Raw genomic sequence first — 22,697 nt, forward strand, 5'->3', positions numbered from 1 at the left:
TTGTTATTTTTATTAAATTATATACAAATATCCGGAAGAATATTGTTAAAATTTATGATTGTGTTAATTCTTTAACAATATTATAATAGATATAGAAATAAAAACAATGTGCCAGTTAACAGATATTACAATAAATAATATTATGTTGAAGCAACTGCTCACATTTGGCTAATAATAAGGAGGATTTTCATATGATGAGATACACACTGCCCAGAGATATGTATTATGGCAAAGGTGCATTAGAACAGTTAAAACACATTGAAGGTAAAAAAGCTATCCTTGTTTTAGGAGGCGGTTCCATGAAACGCTTTGGTTTTGTGGACAGAGTAGTTAATTATTTAACAGAGGCCGGCATTGAAACGAAACTTTTTGAAAATGTAGAACCCGATCCGTCAGTAGAAACCGTTATGAAGGGTGCTGAAATGATGCGTGAGTTCCAGCCTGATTGGATTATTTCCATGGGCGGCGGTTCACCAATAGACGCAGCAAAAGCAATGTGGGTATTTTATGAGTATCCCGAGACCTCCTTTGAAGCAATTATTCAGCCTTTCTCTTTCCCTACTTTAAGACAGAAAGCTAAATTCATTGCCATTCCTTCCACCTCCGGTACTGCTACTGAGGTTACTGCTTTCTCCGTAATCACTGATTATGCAAAAGGAATCAAATATCCTCTTGCAGATTTTAATATAACTCCTGATATTGCTATTGTAGATCCTGACCTTGCAGAAACCATGCCTAAGACTTTAACAGCTCATACCGGTATGGATGCTCTGACACATGCAGTGGAAGCATATGTATCCACTCTAAACAGTCCATTTACAGATCCCCTTGCTATCAAGGCTATCCAGATGGTATTTGAGTATCTGCCCGCTTCCTATGAAGGTGATATGTCAGCCAGAGAGCAGATGCATTACGGACAATGTCTTGCAGGACAGGCATTTTCAAATGCTCTTCTTGGTATTGTACATTCCATGGCTCATAAGACTGGTGCTGCTTTCTCAACCGGACATATTCCTCACGGCTGTGCAAATGCAATTTATCTGCCTTATGTAATCAAATTCAATGCAAAAACTGCTGAAAAACGCTATGCTGAAATTGCAAGAAGCGTAGGAATCACAGGAACAGATGCTGAATGTGTGAAAGCACTTTGTGATAAGATCGATGCGTACAACGCTAATTTAAGCATTCCAAAAACCTTAAAAGAGTTCGGTGTTAACGAAGCTGAATTTAAAGAAAAAGTAGCCAATATTGCAGAGCTTGCTGTAGGTGATGCATGTACAGGTTCCAATCCAAGAACTATTACTCCTGCAGAGATGGAGAAGCTCTTAACAGCTACTTATTACGGAACTGAAGTTGATTTCTAAAAAGATCCTTACATAAATTTAAATAGAATTCTCAATCTCTTTTAAGAATAGTAACGTCTTCTTAGAAAGCATAGCTTCCTCAGCCTAATAAGAGACGGAAACAATTTAAATCTATAGTTTAAGGTAACGTATATAAATAAAAATATCTAAAGGCTGCACCTTCCACTTGGGAGTTTTACCCGGAAAGAACTGGGAACCTTTCCGGGAACAAAGCTCCTAACTGGAAGGTGCAGCCTTTTGTTATATCATCATTTTATAACGATTTGAGTATCAAAATCTTATATCCATAAGAGCACAGGCAAATTTCATAAAATAGAAAGAACGAATACGCCTATGGAAAGGTATTAGAAGTCCTTTTCTCTGGGGATTTTATTTCCAGAGAATTAGGACTTCTTATACCTTGGAATTGAAGTATGAGTCTTTCTATTTTATGTAATTTGCCGTCCCCTTGCGAGAAACTTACCTTTTAACACTTAAATCTTTTATATAATGCTGCATATTGATATTACTGTATTTCCTCAAACCATCTGGCACATAAATTTAAAGCACCACGAAATCCTACATAAGGTGGTGTATGCGGGTTAAAGTTCCATTCATTTATGCTTCTTTCAGTAAATAGCTCAGAAGTATTTCCCTGCACTTTCTTCTGAACCTCCTTACGTGCCATTAGAATTCCTGTTCTCATATCCTCCAATACTTCCTGCAGCTCATTTTCTGTTTTAAAGGGAAGGTTATCCTGTTCATATTCTTTGGAATCGCACCAGAAAATTCCTTCTTTTATAGACAGTTCACCGCAGGCAAATTCTCTTAAGCCCTGAACCACATCTGCATTGCCACCGGCATGAAAGACTGCCCTGTCACCGAAGTATTCCAGCATATGTCCAATATTCTCAAATACTCTTCTACCTTCTCTTAGCTCTTCCTCGATAAATTTATGGTCAGCCGTCAGACCGGTCAGCTCTTCCAATTGCTTTATCCATCTCAGGGTTCCTTTATAGCCATAGGGTCTGCCAAGGAGATAAGGGGTTCCAAATTTTTTCTTTAATAGCTCTGCCCCTTTCCTGCCTTCGCTTCTGATTACAAGATTGACCTGTGCGGCTCCCATTGACTGGACGCTCTTTACGTCTGCTTTTGTTGACAATACACAGGATACTTTCATTCCGAAGGCTCCCTTAACGATTCTCTCTATTTCTCTTGCATCCTGCTCAAATAAATGCAGGTCAATACAGGAACCAATAATATTGCAGGTAAGCTCTTCTGTCTTATCAGCCTTTACCGGCAGATGTTTCAGAAGCTCATACAGTGCGGTCTCAATACCTTTATGATAATTATAGGAAAAGCTTCCGCATGGAAAGAATAATATAGGCAGATCCTCGTACTGATAGCTTAATTCTTCACAGATGGCCTCCATATCAATTCCAATAACTTCAGGTACGGAGGACGGTATCAGAAATACTGCCTCAGCTCTATACTCAGCCAATATCTCATCCAAAGCCCTGCCAATGCGGTCCGTGATACCAAGGGCAATATCCTTCTCATCAAGATGTGTAACGTATAGCTTGACATCTTCCTCATTATAGCCGGCCTGTTCAAACCATCTCCTGGCATATATCATATGCCCCATGGAACCGAATTCCAGCACAACTGCACCTTTAATGGTTCCAAGAGTCCAGAGGGCACCCATCCTTCCGGAGGGCAGCGGCTGCTGTTTATATAGACCCATGACTATCCCCTCCTTTTAGTTGTACATTTTCCGGTTGTTCTAATGCTTGCGGCTCTGATCTATGCGGCTCAACAACTGGCTTTGCTGCTGACTGCTGCCCGGAATTTATCTGCAATTTCACTGGAACTTCAACCACATCTTTAGCCAATTCCATGAGCCGGTCAAGCAACACAATACTTCGCTCATAGCCGGTCAGTGAAAAAATTCTTTGAACAGTTGGATTTATCAGTAATCTTGCCTCTGGTATATGTAAACAGTATCCAATGGAAAGCAGATTATAATCCACTGCCCAATGACCGATATTATTGTTTTCTGTTATAGTTACAAGATAAGGATCATATCCATGCTTTAGGATATCATCTTTCCAGGGAATATCTTTTTCATACAGATTCTCTACCGAAAGAAGTTTCGGCTCCATCCCTAACTCAGACAGATAGGCTGCAACAGGCAAAGCCAGGAGCTCCTGGCTGGTCATGATAAAAGAAATGCCCTTTAATACCTCTTTCGCCTGTTTTTCCCTCTCTTTTAACGCCAGGTAAGAAGAATGGAGAAATTCCTGCCCGTTATTTTCTATGTCCAGTTGTTTGAATAAATTCTGATAATCTGCTCTGATGGCTTCTGCTCCAAAGCTTTTGCAGGAGATAATTTCAGGCATATTAAGCTTCTCCGACAACAGACTTTGATTGGCATCCAGAAGTACATTCAGTGTACCCTTACAGATTTGTTCCGCGGCTTTAACGATAGTCTTCAGATTCACTTCTAACAGATTACATCCGGCTTCCTGAAGACAACTCTTAAGAGCCAAACCTTCTTTACCCAATAAAACGCCAAGAAGGTTTACGTTTCTTTCACTGTTATTTCTCTCCTCCTCTATCGGGGCTGCCTTCTTATAAAGCAGTCCTAAACCACTATATGTATCTAAAAACCCCGGATAATAGCCGTTATATTTAAAATGGGCTCCATCAACAAAGAAAAGCTTTGCGGTAATCTTACCCTCCAGCTCCTTTATAACAGCTTCCATATCTTCTCCAATTAAAGCAGGTACACAGGTCAGAATTAACATTATTATCTCTGCACCTTCCCTGTCCATTTCCTTAAGGGCTTCCAGCAATCCCTTTCTGCAGCCAAAAACCACCTCTCCCGCATCCAATTCATATACATAATGGAGCTCGCCATTTCTTCCTCTCTGATCGGTCATGACATAACGGCTGTAATACCCGCATTCTGCACTTCCAACTACGAGGGTGGAAACCCCGTTTATATTTCTTGTCAGGGATAAAGCTGTATGCATCGGGCAGTGCCTGCCGGGATCCTCAGGAATACCGGAAAAGGGTATAACCGTTCTTGCATTTATTTTGGAAAGAGGTAACCAGCCATGCTTGTTTCTTTCTTTCATTTCTTTTCTCCTACTGCTTCTTGTGCTATGTTTGGTTATATAGTTTATAAAAATTTAATTAAGTCATTAAAACCTTTGTAACGAAAGCGAATTACAACTCAGATGTTAAGGGAATATAATTCTTGATAACTTATTATATTCCTCTGCCAGGGCACTGTCCGGAAAAGCTGCCACTACTGTTTTTCCAAGGTCCTCAGCTTTTTGTATCATTGGATTTCGGTCAATCTTAAACAGGATATCTGTCTCGATTTCTCTGGCGGCATCTCTTACCAGCTCATCCTCTCTCTCAATATTCTTAGCATTAAAGATTAAGCCTTTAAGGGAGGCATATCCTCTCTTGCCAAAGCTTTTCACTGCGTAGGCAATGTTTGAGGCAGCATAGAGAGCCATCATTTCACCTGAGGTCACGATACAGACTTCTTCCGCATAACCGCCTCTTATTGGCATAGCAAATCCACCACATACAACATCACCTAATACGTCATACAATACAATATCCGGTTGATACCGTTCATAAGCTTCTAACTCGCTGAGTTTCTCAAAGGCTGTTATAATACCTCTGCCCGCACAGCCTACACCAGGCACCGGCCCTCCCGCTTCAACACACAGTACTCCCAGATCTCCCTCTACAACGATATCCTCAAGGGTAATGTCTGTATTATCTCTTAAAACATCCAGAACCGTCTGAATTTTGGTTCCTCCCGTAAGGTTTCTGGTAGAGTCTGCTTTGGGATCGCAGCCTATCTGCATTACCTTAAGACCTCTGGCTGCCATGGCAGCTGAGAGATTCGAAACGGTAGTAGATTTACCAATTCCGCCTTTGCCGTATATTGCTATCTTTTTCATAAAACCTCTTTTCTTCTTTCCACGTATGGTAATTTCTTCACTTATAGAAAATAATCTGTTGTTTAAAATTATAAAACTTCATCAAAGCGTGTTGAAAACTTCTTTAGGGTAATCTATGCACCTTTTTTTACTGCTTTCTTAAGCCTGTTTAACAGCTTATAGGAAATGCAGATAGGCCGTCCGGAATCCGGATCGTTTATAATATTTGCATCTATTTCAAATACCTCTTTCAGTATTTCCTTATTCATTACTTCAAAGGGTGTACCTGCTTTAATTACTCTTCCTTCTCTGAAAGCAATCATATGATCTGCAAATTTGGAGGCAAGGTTTAAGTCATGCAATACCATCAGAATGGTGCAGCCATGCCTCTTATTCAATTCCTCCAATAATTCCAGTATCTCTAACTGGTATGCCATATCCAGGTAAGTAGTAGGCTCATCCAAGAGAATAATTTCCGTCTCCTGTGCAAGTGCCATAGCAATCCAGACTCTCTGCCTCTGGCCGCCGGACAAATCAGAAGTTGCTCTGTCCTCCAGCCCATTTAAGCCGGTAGCATCAATTGCCCAGGCTACTATTTCTTTATCCTCTTTGGTCAGTCTTCCAAGACCTTTCTGATAAGGGAATCTGCCGTATGCCACCAGTTCCTCCACGGTCAGCCCATCGGGGGCCTGTGGTGTCTGTGGAAGGATTGCCATTTTCTTCGCCAGCTCCTTGGTGGGAAGTTTATGTATTTCTTCCCCATCCAGGTAAATACATCCCTTTTTTATCCCCAAAATTCTTCCAAGGGTCTTTAAAAAGGTGGATTTTCCGCAGCCATTGGGACCGATAATGGTAGTGACCTGTCCCATGGGAATGGAAATACTTAAATCTTCTATAATAACTTTCTCTCCATATGCTGCTACAATTTTCTCCGTCTGAATTCCGCTTTTCATATCAACCTCTCAATCTGCCGCTTAAACGGCATAAAATCCTTACACTTTTACGGTTTTCTTTCTCTCTTTTACCAGCAGGAATACGAAATAAGGTGCTCCCAGAAGGGATACCACGATACCCGTAGGTATTTCCGAAGGTTCAATGATAGTTCTCGCTATGGTATCGGATATCAATACCAGCAAGCCTCCCACCAGGGCACACACAGGAATCAGAATTCTGTGAGCTGAACCAACAAGCTTTCTGGATAAATGGGGAGCCATCAGACCCACAAAACTTATACTTCCGCTGACGGCTACACATGCAGCTGCAAGAGCTACTGCAGTAAAAAGTAATCTGTATTTCTCTTTTGCCACTCTTACACCCAGTCCAAAGGAAATCTCATCCCCCATGGTGAGAATGTCAAGATGTCTTGCCCGGAGCATTAAATATATAATTCCTAAAACAATCCAGGGCAGAAGGGCAGTAACAAACTTCCAGTTGGAATTCCAGATACTCCCTGCCTGCCATTTGGCCAGGAATTCATGCTGGGAATCGTCCAGTCGAATAATTATCATAGTCATTACCGAGTTAATACCTGCCTGTATTGCCACACCATTGAGTACTAACCGCATGGAGGATACACCGCTTGTCTTTCTGGTGGACAGTGAATAGATCAGACCTCCCGTAACCAGCGCACCTGCCAGTGACAGGAAGGGCAGTCCGAATACCGAACTAAAGGATACCGCTCCATTAAGTACTACATAGATAACTACCATAACTCCCGCACCGGCATTAATACCAAGAATACCAGGGTCAGCCAGCGGATTTCTTGTGATTCCCTGTATGATACAACCGGACAAGGCAAATCCTGCCCCTATTAATACTGCTACCATAATTCTTGGCAGCCGAAACTGAAGCACCACCAGATTTTCCTTTGCAGAACCTCCACCTGTAAGAATTCTTAAGATATCCGGTAAGCTTAAATCCGTATAACCGGCATTGATACTGATAAAGAACATAAGGGGAATTGATAAGAGCAGGAGCAGCAATATGTATTTCCTGTTATTCTTCTTCATTAGAGCTCTCCCTTCTGTCTTCTGGCAAAGTATAGGAATACCGGAACTCCGATTAAGGAAATCAAGGCACCAATAGGTATTTCACTGGGTGCACTTAAGGTTTTGGCTCCAATGTCTGCTATAACCAGGAGGAAACCTCCCATTACCGCGCTAAGAGGAATAATCCGTCTGTAATCCGGTCCTACTAAAAATCTGGCAAAGTGAGGTATCAGCATACCGACAAAGGTTATGCTGCCGGCAAGTGCCACAGAGGTTCCGGCCAGCAGAACTACTACAATAGTACCTACCGTTTTTACGAAATTCAGTTTAACACCTAAGCCTAATGCAACTTCTTCTCCCATATTCATAATGGATATCTTTCTTGAGAGAACAATTGCAATGATCAATCCACCGATTATTACGGGAACACTTACCTTTAACTGATTCCAGCTGTTACCGGATACACTTCCCATGGTCCAGAAATTAAGATTCTGACTCATTTTATTACCAATTGCTATGGCCTGGCTCATGGCTACCAAAAAGGTACTGACAGCTGCTCCGGCCAAAACCAGCTTCATGGGTTTATTTCCTCCCGGCACCAGATTACTGATGGCATAAACCGCCAGGGCTCCAATTGCCGCGCCGATAAAGGAACTGATTATTATCTGACTATAAGAAACATTTGTTACATATGCCAGGCAGACGGCAATAGCAAGAGCAGCACCGGAATTAAGCCCCATTAACCCTGCGTCTGCCAGTGGATTTCTTGTCATTCCCTGCATCACCGCACCTGCTACCGCCAGCGCTGAACCAACCAATGCTGCGCTTATTACCCTGGGAAGTCTTAAATCCACGACCATAAGGTGCTGTAAATTATCTGTATCAAAATGCAGCAGGGCATCCACTACTGTAGACAGCGGGATAGCCGCCGCTCCCAGCGTTATTGATATCACCATGGATAAAATAAGAAAAAAGCAGCCGGCTATAATTAAGAACATAGCCTGTACTCCTCTCTTCCCTTTCATTTCATTTTCAACCTTCTGTTTCATTTATGCCTCCGCATATAAAAGGGGCTGTCGAATAAACCTTATTGTTTTATTCGACACCCCTGCCTTTATACAGCTTTTTCTGATTTTTATTTATTCACTGCCCAGTAATGTCTCAATAATGGTATCTACTGTATATACAGTTGAAATTGCACTGGCAGCATGGCCGGAACCGTCAAGACGGTAAATATGTCCTTCCTTGGAAGCAGTTAAGGATTTCCATACGGAATTGTTATTGTTCAACTCCTCAAAATAAGCTTCGTCACCATCAAAAACATTGACAAACAGGTAATCAGGATTCATCTGGGCAAGTGCCTCCATGGATACCTGCTCATATTGAGTATTGGTTGTAAATCCTTCCGGCACATTTAATCCAAGACCAGTCTCACTGTCATATAAATCAGGGCGGTACGCCATGTAGTATTCATCTTCGCTCATTAAGGAAAGCAGCATAACAGTCTTACCGTTATATTTTTCCTGAAGTTTAACTCTTGCATCTGCAAGTTTCTGATCGATTTCCGCAATAACTTCCTCTGCTTTCTGTGCTTTACCGATTACTTTACCGATTTCTCTTAAGCTGAATCTCCAGTCCATTTTAACCTGAGGACCAAATACTACAACAGGTGCGATCTTCTCCAGATTCTCAATTGCCTCTTTGTTGTAGCTCTGCTGTAAGATAATATCCGGCTCTAATTCAGCTAACAGCTCCAGATTGATATCTGTATCTCCAAGATTCACTACGGAACTTAAATCGTATCCCTGGAAAGCATCCCAGGTCTTTGCATAGTTCTCAGCATTTGTAGTACCGATAGGCATTGCATCCAGAAGAATTAAGGACTCCCAGTGAGGCAGATAGTTGATTGCTATTTTAGTTGGCTGCTTCTCTATGGTTACTTCTCTGCCCTCACCATCTGTATATGTATAGGGATAGGTGGTTTCCTCCACCTGAAGCGGTGTAACAGTTGATTCAGAAGTATCTGCTGTCTCTTCCGGTGCTTCAGTTGCTGCCGGTTCTTCTGTTGCCGGTACTTCCGTTGCTTCTGCTTCTGTACTGTTGTTTGCAGCTGTCTGTGCGTTGTCATTGGCTTTACCGCATCCTGCTAATACCATAGCTGAAAGGGCTGTTACAGCCACTATCCTAAATAATTTTCTCATTATGTCCTCCATGTATCTATGAATATGATTGTCATTATCATCAGAAATATATCATACCCTGTACCAAAAGGAAATAGACATAATTTTAATTCACCATGGATTTTTTCCGAAGGTCTCACGGAAACTGCTTGGTGAATAATCTGTATACTTCTTAAATAAGCGGCTGAAATACAGCGAATCTTCTATTCCGACCATGGTACTGATCTCCGATACAGAGATGGTATCATGTATCAGCAGCTCTTTGGCCCGGTTAATCTTAAAACCGGTTATGTATTTTTTGGGGCACTCTCCCATGAGTTTTCGAAACAGATAGGAAAAACGTTTGACATCCATATCTGCCATTTCTGACAGTTCCAGGACAGTTATATTCCTGTCATACTGATTATTTATATAATCAACCAGTTCTTTTACGGTATCTTCGTCTGTATTTTTCTTTTTATCCATTCCATGGGACAGTAACTGCTCCATAATGGAATAAAGCAGGGCTTTGCTTCGAAATTCATTTAGAGCTCCCGGGCTTCTCCTTACCTGATGCAGTTGTTTTACCAGGGTCATCAGATCATTATAGCAGGCGGGACTTAAGTACAGCCTGCCATGTAGATTTTCAAGGTATTCTTTCACTTCTTTGGGCCCGCTTACATAATAATGCAGCAAAGCGAATTCCCATATCCCGTCTCCTACTACCTTTTTATCAAGCTCCATACTGGGTCCGGCATGAAGGACTACTCCCGGTTCCAGTTCATGTGCAACCCCTTTAAGGGTAAATACAGCTTTTCCTTTGATGGGAATAACAAGACCACAAACCTCTGGTTTTGTATAATTATCATATATTTTTGTAAAGGGTTGAACTGATATGATAAAAAAGTCGTCTACCTCGAAAATACCTTCTGAATAACTTTTTATGAGTTTATCTTTATCCATATTCACATTAATCCCCTGAATAGCTATTTATGCATTTGAGTTTCATTATCATTATATGGACATATTTCTAAATTGTCAAGAGATCGAAAGAGGGGGTTACGGCAAAACAAGGTAAGAATTCCCCAAAACCTAGGTAAGCCCTCTGACCTTTCTGTTATGTACTGTTGAATGATATATGGATTTCGTTTCAGAAGCATACTTTAATTGCACGTTTCTGTACTAAATCGATACTTGTGTCTTTCAACCTGTTCACAAAGGAATGTCTGAGGGCTGCTTCCTATAACACTTTTAAGCTACAGCAGTTTCTGTTACTTTATTTTTCAAAGGTCTTTTCCCAAGCCGCCTTGCGTTCATCAATAATTGCCTGACCGCCGGAATTTAAATAATCTACATATCCGCTGTCAAAGACAGAATCAAATTTACCGCTTTCAGCTACGATTGATTGGGTCAACAACGTATTACGTTTCTCACTGAGCGCTGTTCCCATTCCTTCTTCGGACTTAATTTCACCTACATTATATTTATTATCATAAACACCGTCATAGGTGGAAAGTTTGAAGGCTTTCTCAATATAGCTGGGATCCACTCCCACGTAACTTAAAGCAATGGATTTCACTGTCAGTTCCTCATTTCCAAGATCCAGTCCATTTATGGTTATGGTATAGTCAATGTTATTCTGGGAATTCATGATCTTTTCACCGGTAGCTGCCATTGTCTTTATACTTCCGTCTTCCATTTTTTCATGGGTAACGCCTTCTTCACCGGTCTGTAAAAAGATACGGTTTTCAAGGTTACTGATCCAATCCAGATATAACATGGAAGCAACCGGCTCATCATTGGTTGCAGGGAAGAAGATTTTTCGGTCAACAGGTCCCGGCAGGAACTTCGTATAAAGGCCTGCCTCATTCTTAAAGGGCATTACCGCTACATAACCTGCATCTTCTCCTACAAGACGTTTCAGATTATTGTTTATACTGTCTTCTCCGTTACGATAAGGGTAATCCCAGTTATGTATAAAAGCTCCTACATATCCTGCCTTCATCATGTTATCTTCCGTAGGATCACCGGAACCGTATAAAGGGAAATCCTTCCATACCAAGCCTTCGTTGTACCATTTGTTTAATACCTGTATACCGCTCTTAATGCCCGGATACAACAGCTTTCTGTCATCAAATCCATTAATGAATTTATCTTTGTCGGATATTCCATTTGGTACAAAGGAGGAAATCAGATGGTCTGCTCTCCAGCCGACATCAAAGCTGATGGAAAAAGGCACCATTTTATCTGCTTCTGCACCAAGGAGGGTTGAAGCATTCTCCTTAAAGGCTTTTAGCATACTTTCAAACTCTTCCAGGGTGGTGGGTTCTGAAAGCTTCAACTTCTTTAGCCAGTCTTCTCTTACAAAGGTATTGATACGGGCGGAATTGGCCAGTCTGGCCTCCAATGCCCAGAGTGTTCCGGCCTGGGGATCTTTATCCCAGTTGATATTCGTTTCCTGTAACAACCCCCAAAGATTTGGAAGTATATCTTTGTTATCATTTACATAGGAATTTAAATCGGTAACACCACCCATGTTGGCATAGGTCTGAATAGTAGAATAATCATAGGTAACACAGATATCCGGTGCATCTCCTGCTGCCAGCAGGTTGTTTATCTGCTCTACCTCTGTCCATCGGGGTACCGGCACAAAAGTTACTTCAACATTATGGTCTCTTAGCATACCCTCTTTGATAAAATCTGTGTAAAAATTATCTTCCGGTTTGGAGCCGCCGTCATTGCCGCGATCAAATACTTCCACCGTAATTTTTCTGGTAGTCGTAAATTTTCCGTCCACTATTTCAGCATTCTCTTCTTCTGCTTCTTTTGTCGGAGTTACTTCTCCTTTTTTATCCGTATTCGTTTCCTGGGATACCGCCGGCGTATTGTTTGAGTTCCCCTTTCCGCCGCATGCCGTAAGTGAAAGGACTATCAGTATACTTACAAGCAAAACAGAAATCAGCTTTTTCATTGAAACCTCCTATAATATATATAATTTGACTTATTACGTCCAACCATAAGGGTACCTTCGCTACTCCTTTACCGCACCTAAGGTTACACCCGATATAAAATACTTCTGCAGCCAGGGATAGACCAGCAATATGGGCACCGTTGCAAAGATTACCGTAGCTGCCTTTAAGGTTTCTGACAGACCTGGCGCACTAAAGCCTTCCTGGGTCGCAACCTCGACCTGCATCATATTGTTTAAAATATTATACAGAAGCAGCTGTATTGGATAAAACTTCCGGTTATTCATATACATTAAGGCATCTGAGAAGCCATTCCAGCGTCCCACCGCATAAAAAAGGGAAAGGGTAGCAATTACAGGAGTGGACAAGGGCAGATAAATTTTCACCAGCACCTGAATAAAGCCTGCTCCATCAATCTGAGCGGATTCTCTGAGACTGTCGGGTATTCCATAAAAGAAACTTCTCATTATGATCATGTTAAATACACTTAAACATCCGGGGATTATCAATACCATTGGGGTATTTAACAGATTCAGATCCTTTATCAGCAGATAGCTGGGGATAGCTCCGGCATTAAAATACATGGTCAGAATAATCACCGTATTAAAAAATGCCTTTCCTTTCAAATTATCGTAGATCAGAGGATACGCACATAATACTGTCATCAGCATGGATACAACCGTAAATACCACTGCTAATATTGCAGTCCATGCAATAGACCAGATATACTTGGCATCCACTAATACGGTTTTATATGCCTCCAGATTAAATCCTACGGGTATCAAAAGCACCTTATTGCGGATTAAGGCATCCGGGGAGCTTAAGGAACGTGCAAGTACACTTAAGAGCGGAACAAGGCATATTAAAATTACCACTACACATATTGCTGCAATAATCCAGTCACCTAATTTTGTAGTCTTAGATTTTATCATCTTAACCTCTCTCTCCTTTCTCTACCAGATTCCCCGTTCGCCAAATTTCCTGGCAATTGAATTAGCCATCAGAAGGAAAATTACGCAAATGACTGACTGGAACAGACCAACTGCTGTGGTCAGCGAGAATTGCAGACCTCTGATACCATAAGTGTAAACAAAGGTGGATATTACATTTGATACACTTATTACTAATTTATTCGTTAAAGCAAAGGGCCTGTCAAACTCACTGCCAAGAATTCTTCCAAGGCTCATAATAAGTAAGATTACGATGGTAGGTCTTAACCCCGGCAGTGTAATATGCCAGATTTTTTTCAGTCTGCTTGCTCCGTCAACAGCTGCGGCTTCATAAAGCTCCGGGTTTATACCGGTAATGGCTGCCAGATAAATTATGGTATTCCAGCCTACACTTTGCCAGATACCAAGGAAAATATATGTAAATATCCAATGGGTCGGATCGTTTAAAAACGGAATGGCTTCTAATCCCAGCTTGTTCAAGAGGATATTTACAAATCCGTTGGTAGGTGCAAACAGCTGCAGGGCAAGGCCGGATATGATTATCCAGGACAGGAAATGGGGCATGTATACAATCGTCTGGGTAATACGTTTAAAACGCTTAAATACCAGCTCATTTAACAGAAGTGCCAATATAATGGGTGCCGGAAAACCCAGTACCAGGTCAAGAAGGTTAAGAGTCAGGGTATTACGCAGGGCATAGAGAAAGTCTCTGTTTGAAAAGGCCTTTATAAAATATTCAAAACCGTGATTAGCAGCCCATTCCATGTCCCAGACATTTTGAACAATGCTGTATTTTTTAAAGGCAATCTGGATATAGATCATAGGAGTATACTTAAATACCAAAAAGTATGTCAGGGGAATTGCAAGAAGCAGATACAAGGTCCAGTAACGCTTTATATATGCGGCAGTCTTTCTGGTTCTTAAGGATAATTTATCTGTTGAAGTTTTCATTGAACACCTCTTTCTTTGAAATATACACATGCAGAAGTATCCCTGAGAATGGGATACTTTGTTTTATCTCCTTATGGTATTGGTTGAGGTTATTCGACTGTCTGATGGAAAAACATAGTAATATAACTATGTATCAGACGTTTTCTCGATAGTATCTTTTGATAGTGGTTAGAATGGAAACAGAATGCAGTGATTTTATGTAAATAATTACCATTTAGATTTATTATAACTTATAACCTTTCTTTTTACTTCTTAAATATTGCTATGAGCTTGCCACATATTGCTAAAACTAATTTAAAATCATAGTAACAATTACTATTCACAATTAAGGTATCTATATTTATTATGATAATGCAGCAATATTCTTTATGAAAAATATTCATTATCAAAACGCTGCAATATTCTTTATGAAAAATATTCATTATAAAAACGTCGCAATATTATTCATTATGAAAATGATTCATTATGAAAACATAGCAATATTTGTTATGAAAATTATTCATTATAAAAACGCTGCAATTATCATTATGAAAATTATTCGCTATGAAAACGCAGCAATATTTGTTATGAAAATTATTCATTATAAAAACGCTGCAATTATCATTATGAAAATTATTCGCTATGAAAACACAGCAATATTCTTTATGAAAATTATTCATTATAAAAACGCTGCAATATTTGTCATGAAAATTATTCATTATCAAAACACAGCAATATTTGTTATGAATAATGCTGCAATATTGCTATAAATAATGAAGCACCTTAAAGTATGTTCTGTAGCAGATTCACCTGTCTTAATGTTCTGCTGTGTATGAGAAAACAATACTTCTGTACGGACAAAAAAACAGCCCCATCGGCTGTTAATATTATCAGGCCTGATGGGGCTGTGGGTTAAAACTCTTTATTTTCCTTTTGCTGCAAGATAATCCGTTAACTGGGTATTAGCATCTTCTACTACTCCATCGATTCCGTTATCTTTTAATTTCTTGATAAACTCAGGTAATGCCTGTGCCGGATCAACAGTTCCGGTACTTAAGGCAAGCGCATATTCTGCAGCTACATTTGCCAGAGCAGCCATTTCAGTCTGCTTGTTTATAGGATCATATGCCCAGCCTAAAGCAGGTATACTCTTGGCAGAGCCATAATAAGCTTTGAAATCCTCCCAGAAGTTGATATCCTGACCGTCCAGAGGAGGCAGCTGGGTTACATTACCCATACCATTGGTCCAGGGTGTATATTCAGCACGTTTATCTGTAAATTCAACCTTACCGTCTTTTAAGTTATAATGTACACCTTCTACACCGTATTCTAACAGTGTGAAAAGGTAAGGATCTGTATTTAACAGGTTTAAGAACATCATGGCACGTTCCGGATTCTTGGAAGAAGTTGAAATTGCCATCATGGCACCCTGGGATGATGTTGTATCAACATATGCAGGTGTACAGGGAACCATATCAACTTTAAAGCCGCGCTCTGTGGTAGCCTGCACTTCATAACCAAGTGCATAACTCTGTGTTCCGATCAGATATCCACCGGTAAGCTGTTTTGCACTGCGGGTATCGTTTGCCTGGTTTGCATTACCCATAGCAGGATCAATATAACCGGCCAGGAAATATTCACGGGTCTTTTCTACGAATTTCTTATATTCAGGTGTTTCAAATTTGCTTAAGATCTTGTTGCCGTAAATGCCTTCAGCTGAAGGATCCTCAGGGTTCATATAATAGGATAACAGGTTGATGGTTCCAGAGTCACCGGTTACTATAATAGAGTTATTTACCATTCTCTCTAATACGGCACCTTCAACTAACAGAGGATAAAAGTCTGCGCCTTCTCCTTCTTTTACCTTCTTAAGGATATCTCCGAAGCTGTAATAATCTGCATTCTTAATATCATCAACAGTATATCCATATTTCTCAAGAAGAGGCACATTTATGTCCCAGCAATTCTGTGTTGCAATATCTTTATAGCCGGGTACTGCATATACACCATAACCGTCAGAACCATTGATCTTGGCACCATCTGTAAGTACGGTAGGCAGCTGTTTCCAAAGATCCGGCGCATACTTCTCAATCAGGTTGTTATTCGGATCATCCAGACGAACCCATGCACCTTTTTTTGCAAAGGCATTGTATTCATCAGCACTCCAGGAACAGGTAAAATAAATGTCTACGTCATCACCACCGTTAATGGCAAGAGTTACGTTGTCATTAAAATCACCCCAGGTTCCCCAGATAGGTTCAAGAGTTACATTGAGCTTTTCTTTTAAATATTCGTTGGCTTTTGCAAGAACTTCTGTGTCATCGGTAACATTACTTCCATGGAGATACCATTTTAAGGTAACCGGCTGGGAAATGTCTGCAGCAGCTGATTCCGTTTCAGTGCCTGCAGTATCTGTCTCACTGCCGGACTCCGTAGAAGAGCCCTTATTTGTACTTCCCGTGTCATTTCCGGAAGTCTTTTCGGTGTTGCTCTTTCCGCAGGCCGCCAGAGAAAATACCAGCACCAGGACAAGAAGCATTGATAGTACCTTTTTCATAAATATAATCCTCCTTTATATTCTTTATTATAGGAACAAAAAATCATCCCTGTAATCAACTTTATGACAGAGCTAAGTCTGCCTTTTACCGGAAACAAGCACAATTCCGATAATTTAAAAGGATAAGGAACCTCCATATCTTTATAACTCCCAACTGTACCTTGGCACACAGACAGTTATGAGGTTAATGATTTATCTTTTCATACAAACCCTTATGGGTATGCTATAGCACTCGCTTAAATCTAATATAATATCTACGGTTTGCCGGGATAACGCATACAATGCTTGTAAGGCTTGTGTTGGATTATGTCTTTTATCCCTTTACCGATCCCACTGTAAGTCCTGATATGATGTAACGCTGGAAAAACGGATAAGCACAGGCAATAGGCAGTACGATTAATACAACCAGGGACATACGTAAGGTATCCTGAGGGATGGAGCTCATGATCTTGGCTGCTTCAGCACCTATAATGGAACTATTTTTCACCAGGAAGTCCGCTTGATTCTGCATTCTCATCAAAAGATATTGAAGAGGAATATAATGAGCATCCCTGACGTAAAGCATGGGAATAAACCATTCATTCCAGAATGCCAGTGCATTTAACAACGCTATGGTGGCAATGCCGGGTTTTGATATGGGTACAATTATCTTAAACAAGGTATTGTACTCTCCGCTTCCGTCAATAGCCGCAGACTCAATTAATTCTGTAGGAACTGAGGACTGAAAAAAGGTCCTCATAATGATTATGTTAAAAGGGTTTACTAACATGGGTACAATCATTGCCGCATAATTATCACTTAAACCGAGCATTATCTTACACACCATATAGGTAGGTGCAAGTCCTCCGCCAAAAAGCATGGTGAAGAAGCTGAAGAAAGTGAAAAAGGTACGGTATTTAAAATCCTTACGAAACAGTGCGTAAGAATATAATACGCACATTAAGACACTAAGCCCGGTACCAAGAATTGTTACAAAGAAACTGTTAAAATAGGATCTCCATAGCTGATCGCCTAAATCGATCACATACTTATAGGCTTCCAGGGACCAGGTCTGCGGGATAAAGGAGAACCCGATGTTTCTGATACTGTCCTGGGAGCTGAAGGATATGATTACTACAAATAGAAATGGGATAATGCACATAAGGCAGAATAACCCCAGAATGATATTTATAATTACTTCAGCTGTCAGGCTAACTGAATTCAATCTTCTTTTCCTGCCGCTAATATTGACTGTATCTCTAGCAGAACTCATAATATTACCCCCAACCTGCCTTTAAATAAACCGGCAGGGCCATAACTTTCGCTTCAGAAAGTATACAGCATCCTTTCTTTCTTTTATCCAAATCTGTCAATCTCAGCAAAGTTACTTGTTTTAGAACAGGCTGCTCTCTTTGTCTACTTTTCTAACAATTGTATTAGTAACCATAATACAGATAAAACCGATGATATTCTGCATAAGGCTGGCAGCGGTACTCATGCCTTCACTGTGAGTGGACATTAAGGTACGGTATACATAAGTATCAATAACCTGTGTGGCAGGAAACAGAGGTCCTGAATTCATAGGAACACTATAGAAAAGTCCAAAATCCGCATTAAAGATCTTACCTACATTCATAATAAACAGGATGATTATCATTGTTTTCAGATGAGGAACCGTAACATACCAAACCTGCTGCCATTTACTGGCACCGTCGATTCCTGCTGCTTCATATTGTGAGGTGTCAATACCCGTAATGGCTGCCAGGTACAGGATTGTTGAATAACCGATATTCTTCCACAAGCTTGCCAGGGTCAGTATAAAAGGCCAATAGGAGGGGTTATTATACCAGTTAATAACCTCCATTCCGTGTGACTTCTGGAAATTTACGATTAAACCTCTGGTGGGGTCTAAAAATGCCAGGACAAAATAACTTGCTACTACCCAGCTAAGAAAATAAGGAAAGAACATTAAGGTCTGATATGTCTTTGCCAGAAATTTTTTCGTTATTTCATTTAACATAACGGCAAAGCTCACAGCTATGAGAATTCCAAGTAAAATCCAGAGTGCATTATATCCCAGTGTATTGCGTATCATTACCCAGGAATCCGATGTAGCGAACAGGAATTTAAAATTCTTAAAACCCACCCATTCACTATGCAGGATATTATTAATCAGCGAAGGGTCCTTGCTATATATTTTGTACTCCTTAAAGGCAATTACAATACCAAACATCGGCAAGTAACGCAGCAGAATGAGCCAAATGGCTCCGGGAGCTACCATACTGAGCAGCACTAAGGTTTTTTTATATTTGGTAAAACCTTTTAATTTCTCTCCTGCTCCGGCTGTTAACTTAAGCATATTTTGTCCTCCTGTAGTCTTTTATTGATATCTGACGCAAACCACTGTTTACACTAAGTTTACATGATTTATTCGTAATAGTAACGGTATGCATTTGTTATTATTTGTTTATATATGTGAATAGTGATATATTTGATTGATTAGTTAAAATATTTTTGTGCTTATTTAACAGAACACCAGGTAATTATTGTAATTCGTACCAATTTATTTGAAATTCCTGTGAATCGATTGTAAGAAATAAGAAAATATGATAAGATACTATCTTGTAGGTATTATATAGCAATTTGTTTTTAGAAATCTGTTTGGATAAACCAGAGAGAGCCTGAATAGTTTATGCCGGGCTGGATATTCCATTTAGCGGAATTTTTCGAGATACCTCAAGTGTGATTATAACTGCCGGGTGATGTTGGTTTTTATAACGCAGGAGGCTGCTGAATATGGCGTTCAATACAGTGCAATAATTCTCCCAAATATCAGGAGCGTGGTTTTTGGACTGCTGGGTAGTGCTGAGTTTTTAAGCCATCGTATAGAAGGCTGCTAAGTATGGAATTCAATATGGTGCAATGATTCTCCCAAATATCAGGAGCGTGGTTTTTGACTGCTGGGTGGTTCTAGGTTTTTAAACGCCGCATAGAAGGCTGCTAGTATGGCATTCAGTACGGTGCCCTAAATTTCAGTCACGCCCTAAGAAAAGAAAATAATATAAGGTGAAATAGATGAAGAAATTTATAGCAGATCGAAAGCTTTTTATAAGGAGACTTTTTCTTATAATATTGGATGCTCTGTTCATTAACCTGGCATCTTTTGTGGCGTTAATGATACGTTTTGATTTTCGTATCAGTCAGGTGCCGACTAATTATTCAGAAGCAGTTCTTAGTTATGTGTTTATTAATACCCTGCTGACTATTGGTATTTTTGCGGTTTTCAGGCTTTATAACAGTTTGTGGAAATATGCAGGTATTGACGAGCTTACCAATATTCTTTTTGCCTGTGTAACAGCTGGTGCTGTACAGTTAACAGCCATGCACTTTTTCTTAAAGATTCATGTTCCAAGAAGCTTTTACCCTTTAAGTACTCTCTTTTTATTACTATTTGTTACTCTCGGACGTTTCTTTTATCGTTATGTCAGAAGACTGTCCAGACGAAATTTTGGCGTGGTAAAGGAACGTATTATGATAATCGGTGCCGGTGAGGCCGGCAGTTATATCATTCGTGAAATTACCAGCAGCGTATATATAAACGGCAGTGTTGTCTGTGCCATTGACGATGATAAGAATAAATTAGGCAGCTATATTCAGGGTGTTAAGGTCGTAGGCGACAGAACTAAGATCCTTGAGTCCGTTGAAAAATATGAGATTACAAATATCATTATTGCAATTCCTTCAGCCAGTCAGAAAACCATCCGCCAGATACTGGAGGTCTGTAAGCAGACTAATTGTAAGCTTAAGATCCTCCCCGGCATGTATCAGCTAATTAACGAAGATATCAGCATTACGAAATTAAGAGATGTTGAAATCGAAGACCTTCTTGGCCGCGATCCGGTTAAAATTGATATGGACGAGGTTATGGGTTATGTTAGTGGAAAGGTCATATTAGTTACAGGGGGCGGCGGTTCCATCGGAAGTGAGCTGTGCAGGCAGTTAGCAGGCCATAAACCAAAACACCTGATTATACTTGATATCTATGAAAACAATGCCTATTCTATTGAACAGGAGCTAAAGAATACACATCCTGAGCTGAATCTGACTGTGCTTATTGCCTCTGTTAGAAATACCAAACGAATACATACAATAATGGACAGATTCCGCCCTGATATCATTTATCATGCTGCTGCTCACAAGCATGTACCTTTAATGGAGGCAAGCCCCAACGAAGCGGTTAAGAATAATGTTGGAGGTACCTATAAGATGGCAATGGCGGCTCATCTGTTTGGAGTAAAGAAGTTTATACTTATATCCTCTGATAAAGCTGTTAATCCTACAAATGTCATGGGTGCCTCAAAGCGTATCTGTGAGCTTATAATTCAATCTTTTCAAAAGAAATCCGATACCGAATTCGTTGCCGTAAGATTTGGTAACGTGCTGGGCAGTAACGGCAGTGTTATTCCTCTGTTCAAGGAACAGATATTAAGAGGCGGACCCGTGACGGTTACCCATCCGGATATTATACGTTATTTTATGATTATACCTGAAGCAGTATCACTGGTGCTGCAAGCAGGTGCTTATGCCAAAGGCGGAGAAATCTTTGTTCTTGATATGGGTGAGCCGGTAAGGATTGCTGATCTTGCAGAGAATCTTATTCGCTTATCGGGCTATGAACCCGGAAGGGATATTGAAATTGAGTATACGGGTCTTCGACCCGGTGAGAAATTGTATGAAGAGCTCTTAATGGATGAAGAAGGACTTACTACAACTGCTAATAAATTAATTTATATTGGAAAGCAAATTGATATTGATGCGGAGGATTTTCTAAAGAAAGTCCTGGAACTGGACAATGCCGCAAAAGAGGAAGCGGAGGATATCAGAGAGCGGATTATGGAGTTGATACCTACTTACCATCCAGAGAATGCAGGTGCTGAGGGTGGAAGCGGTGATAGAATTGCAATGACTTATGTGGCAGCAAGCAGAGAATAATTTATTCTACTTGCCGTCAGTGTTTTTATGAAAAATAATTACGTGAGAATTCTTAAGAATAATTCTTTTGCATCATTTCAGGCTTGTATGATACAATGTTTATGAAAGGAGGTAAAGATAAAATGGAAGCAGAATTAAAGAGTATGTTAACTCAGATAATGCAAGATGTCAGAAGTACAAAAGATGATGTTGCTTCTTTGAAGGAAGACGTTTCGGCTTTGAAGGAAGACGTTTTTGTTTTGAAGGAAGACGTTTTTGTTTTGAAGGAAGACGTAGGTTCCTTAAGAAAAGAAATGGATATTGTAAATTATAAGCTCGACATGCACAGTGACAAGATTGAGAGTCTTGAACTTCGAGTACGTATGTCAGAATCTAATGTCCGAAAGGATATCAAAAAGCTGTCTGATGAAAATGAGACTATCATTGAAGTATTAAAACAAAGTCAACTATTACCCCGATAATATAATTTTCAAAAAGCCGGCTGCTTCTCTTAACAAGTGCAACCGGCTTTTCATATCCTATATACCAAGTATATTTCATAATCTATTTCGTACTATTTAAATAACTATATATCCTAAATAACTATATCTGTCTACTAACTTTATCTGTTTTACTAACCTTATCTGTTTTACTAACTATAGCTGCTTTACTTAGACTTGTGTCAATAACGTAGACACAGAAGTTTAACTTCAGATGCCGCTTAGGCAATCTCATGAGCAGCCTGTGAGTCAAATAATTAATGGCACCATGAATCATTTTTCTATTGTAATAAGAATTCAATATATAACAACAATTAAACCTTATCTGCTTTACTAAACTTTATCTGCTTTCTAACGTTATCTGCTTTCTAACGTTATCTACTTTA

18 protein-coding genes are annotated in these 22,697 nt (G+C 40.0%); 4 read left to right on the plus strand and 14 right to left on the minus strand.

Annotated elements, in window-relative coordinates; translation table 11 throughout:
* Positions 1-191 precede the first annotated feature (191 nt).
* Positions 192-1,364, plus strand: a complete 1,173-nt coding sequence (locus BR73_RS0123840) for an iron-containing alcohol dehydrogenase (protein WP_033168308.1) — start codon at positions 192-194, stop codon at positions 1,362-1,364.
* Positions 1,365-1,869: 505 nt separating this feature from the next.
* On the opposite strand, the gene BR73_RS0123845 is transcribed toward BR73_RS0123840, so the two are convergent.
* The 11 genes from BR73_RS0123845 to BR73_RS0123895 all read right to left on the minus strand — a co-directional run bounded on the left by BR73_RS0123845 (position 1,870) and on the right by BR73_RS0123895 (position 14,325).
* Positions 1,870-3,087, minus strand: a complete 1,218-nt coding sequence (locus BR73_RS0123845) for a nitrogenase component 1 (protein WP_033168309.1) — start codon at positions 3,085-3,087, stop codon at positions 1,870-1,872.
* Complete coding sequence (locus tag BR73_RS0123850) at positions 3,074-4,483, minus strand: nitrogenase component 1 (protein WP_033168310.1); 1,410 nt, start codon at positions 4,481-4,483, stop codon at positions 3,074-3,076. The genes BR73_RS0123845 and BR73_RS0123850 overlap by 14 nt, the downstream gene beginning before the upstream one ends.
* Before the next feature lie 105 nt (positions 4,484-4,588).
* Entirely contained in the window at positions 4,589-5,356 is a 768-nt protein-coding gene (locus BR73_RS0123855) for a nitrogenase iron protein NifH (RefSeq protein WP_347463696.1), read from the minus strand.
* Between the two features lie 86 nt (positions 5,357-5,442).
* Positions 5,443-6,261, minus strand: a complete 819-nt coding sequence (locus BR73_RS0123860) for an ABC transporter ATP-binding protein (protein ID WP_033168312.1) — start codon at positions 6,259-6,261, stop codon at positions 5,443-5,445.
* 39 nt (positions 6,262-6,300) lie between these two features.
* Positions 6,301-7,317, minus strand: coding sequence for an iron ABC transporter permease (locus tag BR73_RS0123865; protein WP_033168313.1), 1,017 nt, complete (start codon positions 7,315-7,317; stop codon positions 6,301-6,303).
* On the minus strand, positions 7,317-8,345 hold the full coding sequence (locus BR73_RS0123870) for an iron ABC transporter permease (RefSeq protein WP_033168314.1): 1,029 nt from the start codon (positions 8,343-8,345) through the stop codon (positions 7,317-7,319). Before BR73_RS0123870 ends, BR73_RS0123865 begins: the two co-directional genes overlap by 1 nt.
* Positions 8,346-8,435: 90 nt before the next feature.
* Positions 8,436-9,497, minus strand: a complete 1,062-nt coding sequence (locus BR73_RS0123875; RefSeq protein ID WP_033168315.1) for an iron-siderophore ABC transporter substrate-binding protein — start codon at positions 9,495-9,497, stop codon at positions 8,436-8,438.
* A 90-nt stretch (positions 9,498-9,587) separates the two neighbouring features.
* Positions 9,588-10,418: a helix-turn-helix domain-containing protein gene (locus BR73_RS0123880; RefSeq protein WP_033168316.1), complete on the minus strand. Its 831-nt coding sequence runs from the start codon at positions 10,416-10,418 to the stop codon at positions 9,588-9,590.
* A gap of 313 nt (positions 10,419-10,731) precedes the next feature.
* Positions 10,732-12,426, minus strand: a complete 1,695-nt coding sequence (locus BR73_RS0123885; protein ID WP_033168317.1) for an extracellular solute-binding protein — start codon at positions 12,424-12,426, stop codon at positions 10,732-10,734.
* A gap of 60 nt (positions 12,427-12,486) precedes the next feature.
* Complete coding sequence (locus BR73_RS0123890; RefSeq protein ID WP_033168318.1) at positions 12,487-13,356, minus strand: carbohydrate ABC transporter permease; 870 nt, start codon at positions 13,354-13,356, stop codon at positions 12,487-12,489.
* Between the two features lie 21 nt (positions 13,357-13,377).
* Complete coding sequence (locus BR73_RS0123895) at positions 13,378-14,325, minus strand: ABC transporter permease subunit (protein ID WP_033168319.1); 948 nt, start codon at positions 14,323-14,325, stop codon at positions 13,378-13,380.
* Between the two features lie 368 nt (positions 14,326-14,693).
* On the opposite strand from BR73_RS0123895, the gene BR73_RS0123900 reads away from it, so the two are divergent.
* A complete protein-coding gene (locus BR73_RS0123900; protein WP_033168320.1) occupies positions 14,694-15,074 on the plus strand; it encodes a hypothetical protein in 381 nt (126 codons plus the stop codon).
* A gap of 152 nt (positions 15,075-15,226) precedes the next feature.
* Here the strand turns inward: BR73_RS0123900 and BR73_RS0123905 are convergent, their stop codons facing one another.
* The 3 genes from BR73_RS0123905 to BR73_RS0123915 form a co-directional block, all read right to left on the minus strand.
* Complete coding sequence (locus BR73_RS0123905) at positions 15,227-16,861, minus strand: ABC transporter substrate-binding protein (RefSeq protein WP_033168321.1); 1,635 nt, start codon at positions 16,859-16,861, stop codon at positions 15,227-15,229.
* A 313-nt stretch (positions 16,862-17,174) separates the two neighbouring features.
* Positions 17,175-18,113: a carbohydrate ABC transporter permease gene (locus tag BR73_RS0123910; protein ID WP_081848861.1), complete on the minus strand. Its 939-nt coding sequence runs from the start codon at positions 18,111-18,113 to the stop codon at positions 17,175-17,177.
* 120 nt (positions 18,114-18,233) lie between these two features.
* On the minus strand, positions 18,234-19,199 hold the full coding sequence (locus BR73_RS0123915) for an ABC transporter permease subunit (RefSeq protein WP_033168322.1): 966 nt from the start codon (positions 19,197-19,199) through the stop codon (positions 18,234-18,236).
* A 716-nt stretch (positions 19,200-19,915) separates the two neighbouring features.
* Between BR73_RS0123915 and BR73_RS0123920 the strand changes: the two genes are divergently transcribed.
* Entirely contained in the window at positions 19,916-21,832 is a 1,917-nt protein-coding gene (locus BR73_RS0123920; RefSeq protein WP_081848862.1) for a nucleoside-diphosphate sugar epimerase/dehydratase, read from the plus strand.
* Positions 21,833-21,954: 122 nt separating this feature from the next.
* Positions 21,955-22,293, plus strand: a complete 339-nt coding sequence (locus BR73_RS27905; RefSeq protein ID WP_051685537.1) for a hypothetical protein — start codon at positions 21,955-21,957, stop codon at positions 22,291-22,293.
* Positions 22,294-22,697 lie beyond the last annotated feature (404 nt).

The sequence above is a fragment of the Clostridium sp. KNHs205 genome (genome assembly GCF_000702945.1).
Taxonomy (GTDB): domain Bacteria; phylum Bacillota; class Clostridia; order Lachnospirales; family Lachnospiraceae; genus Anaerocolumna.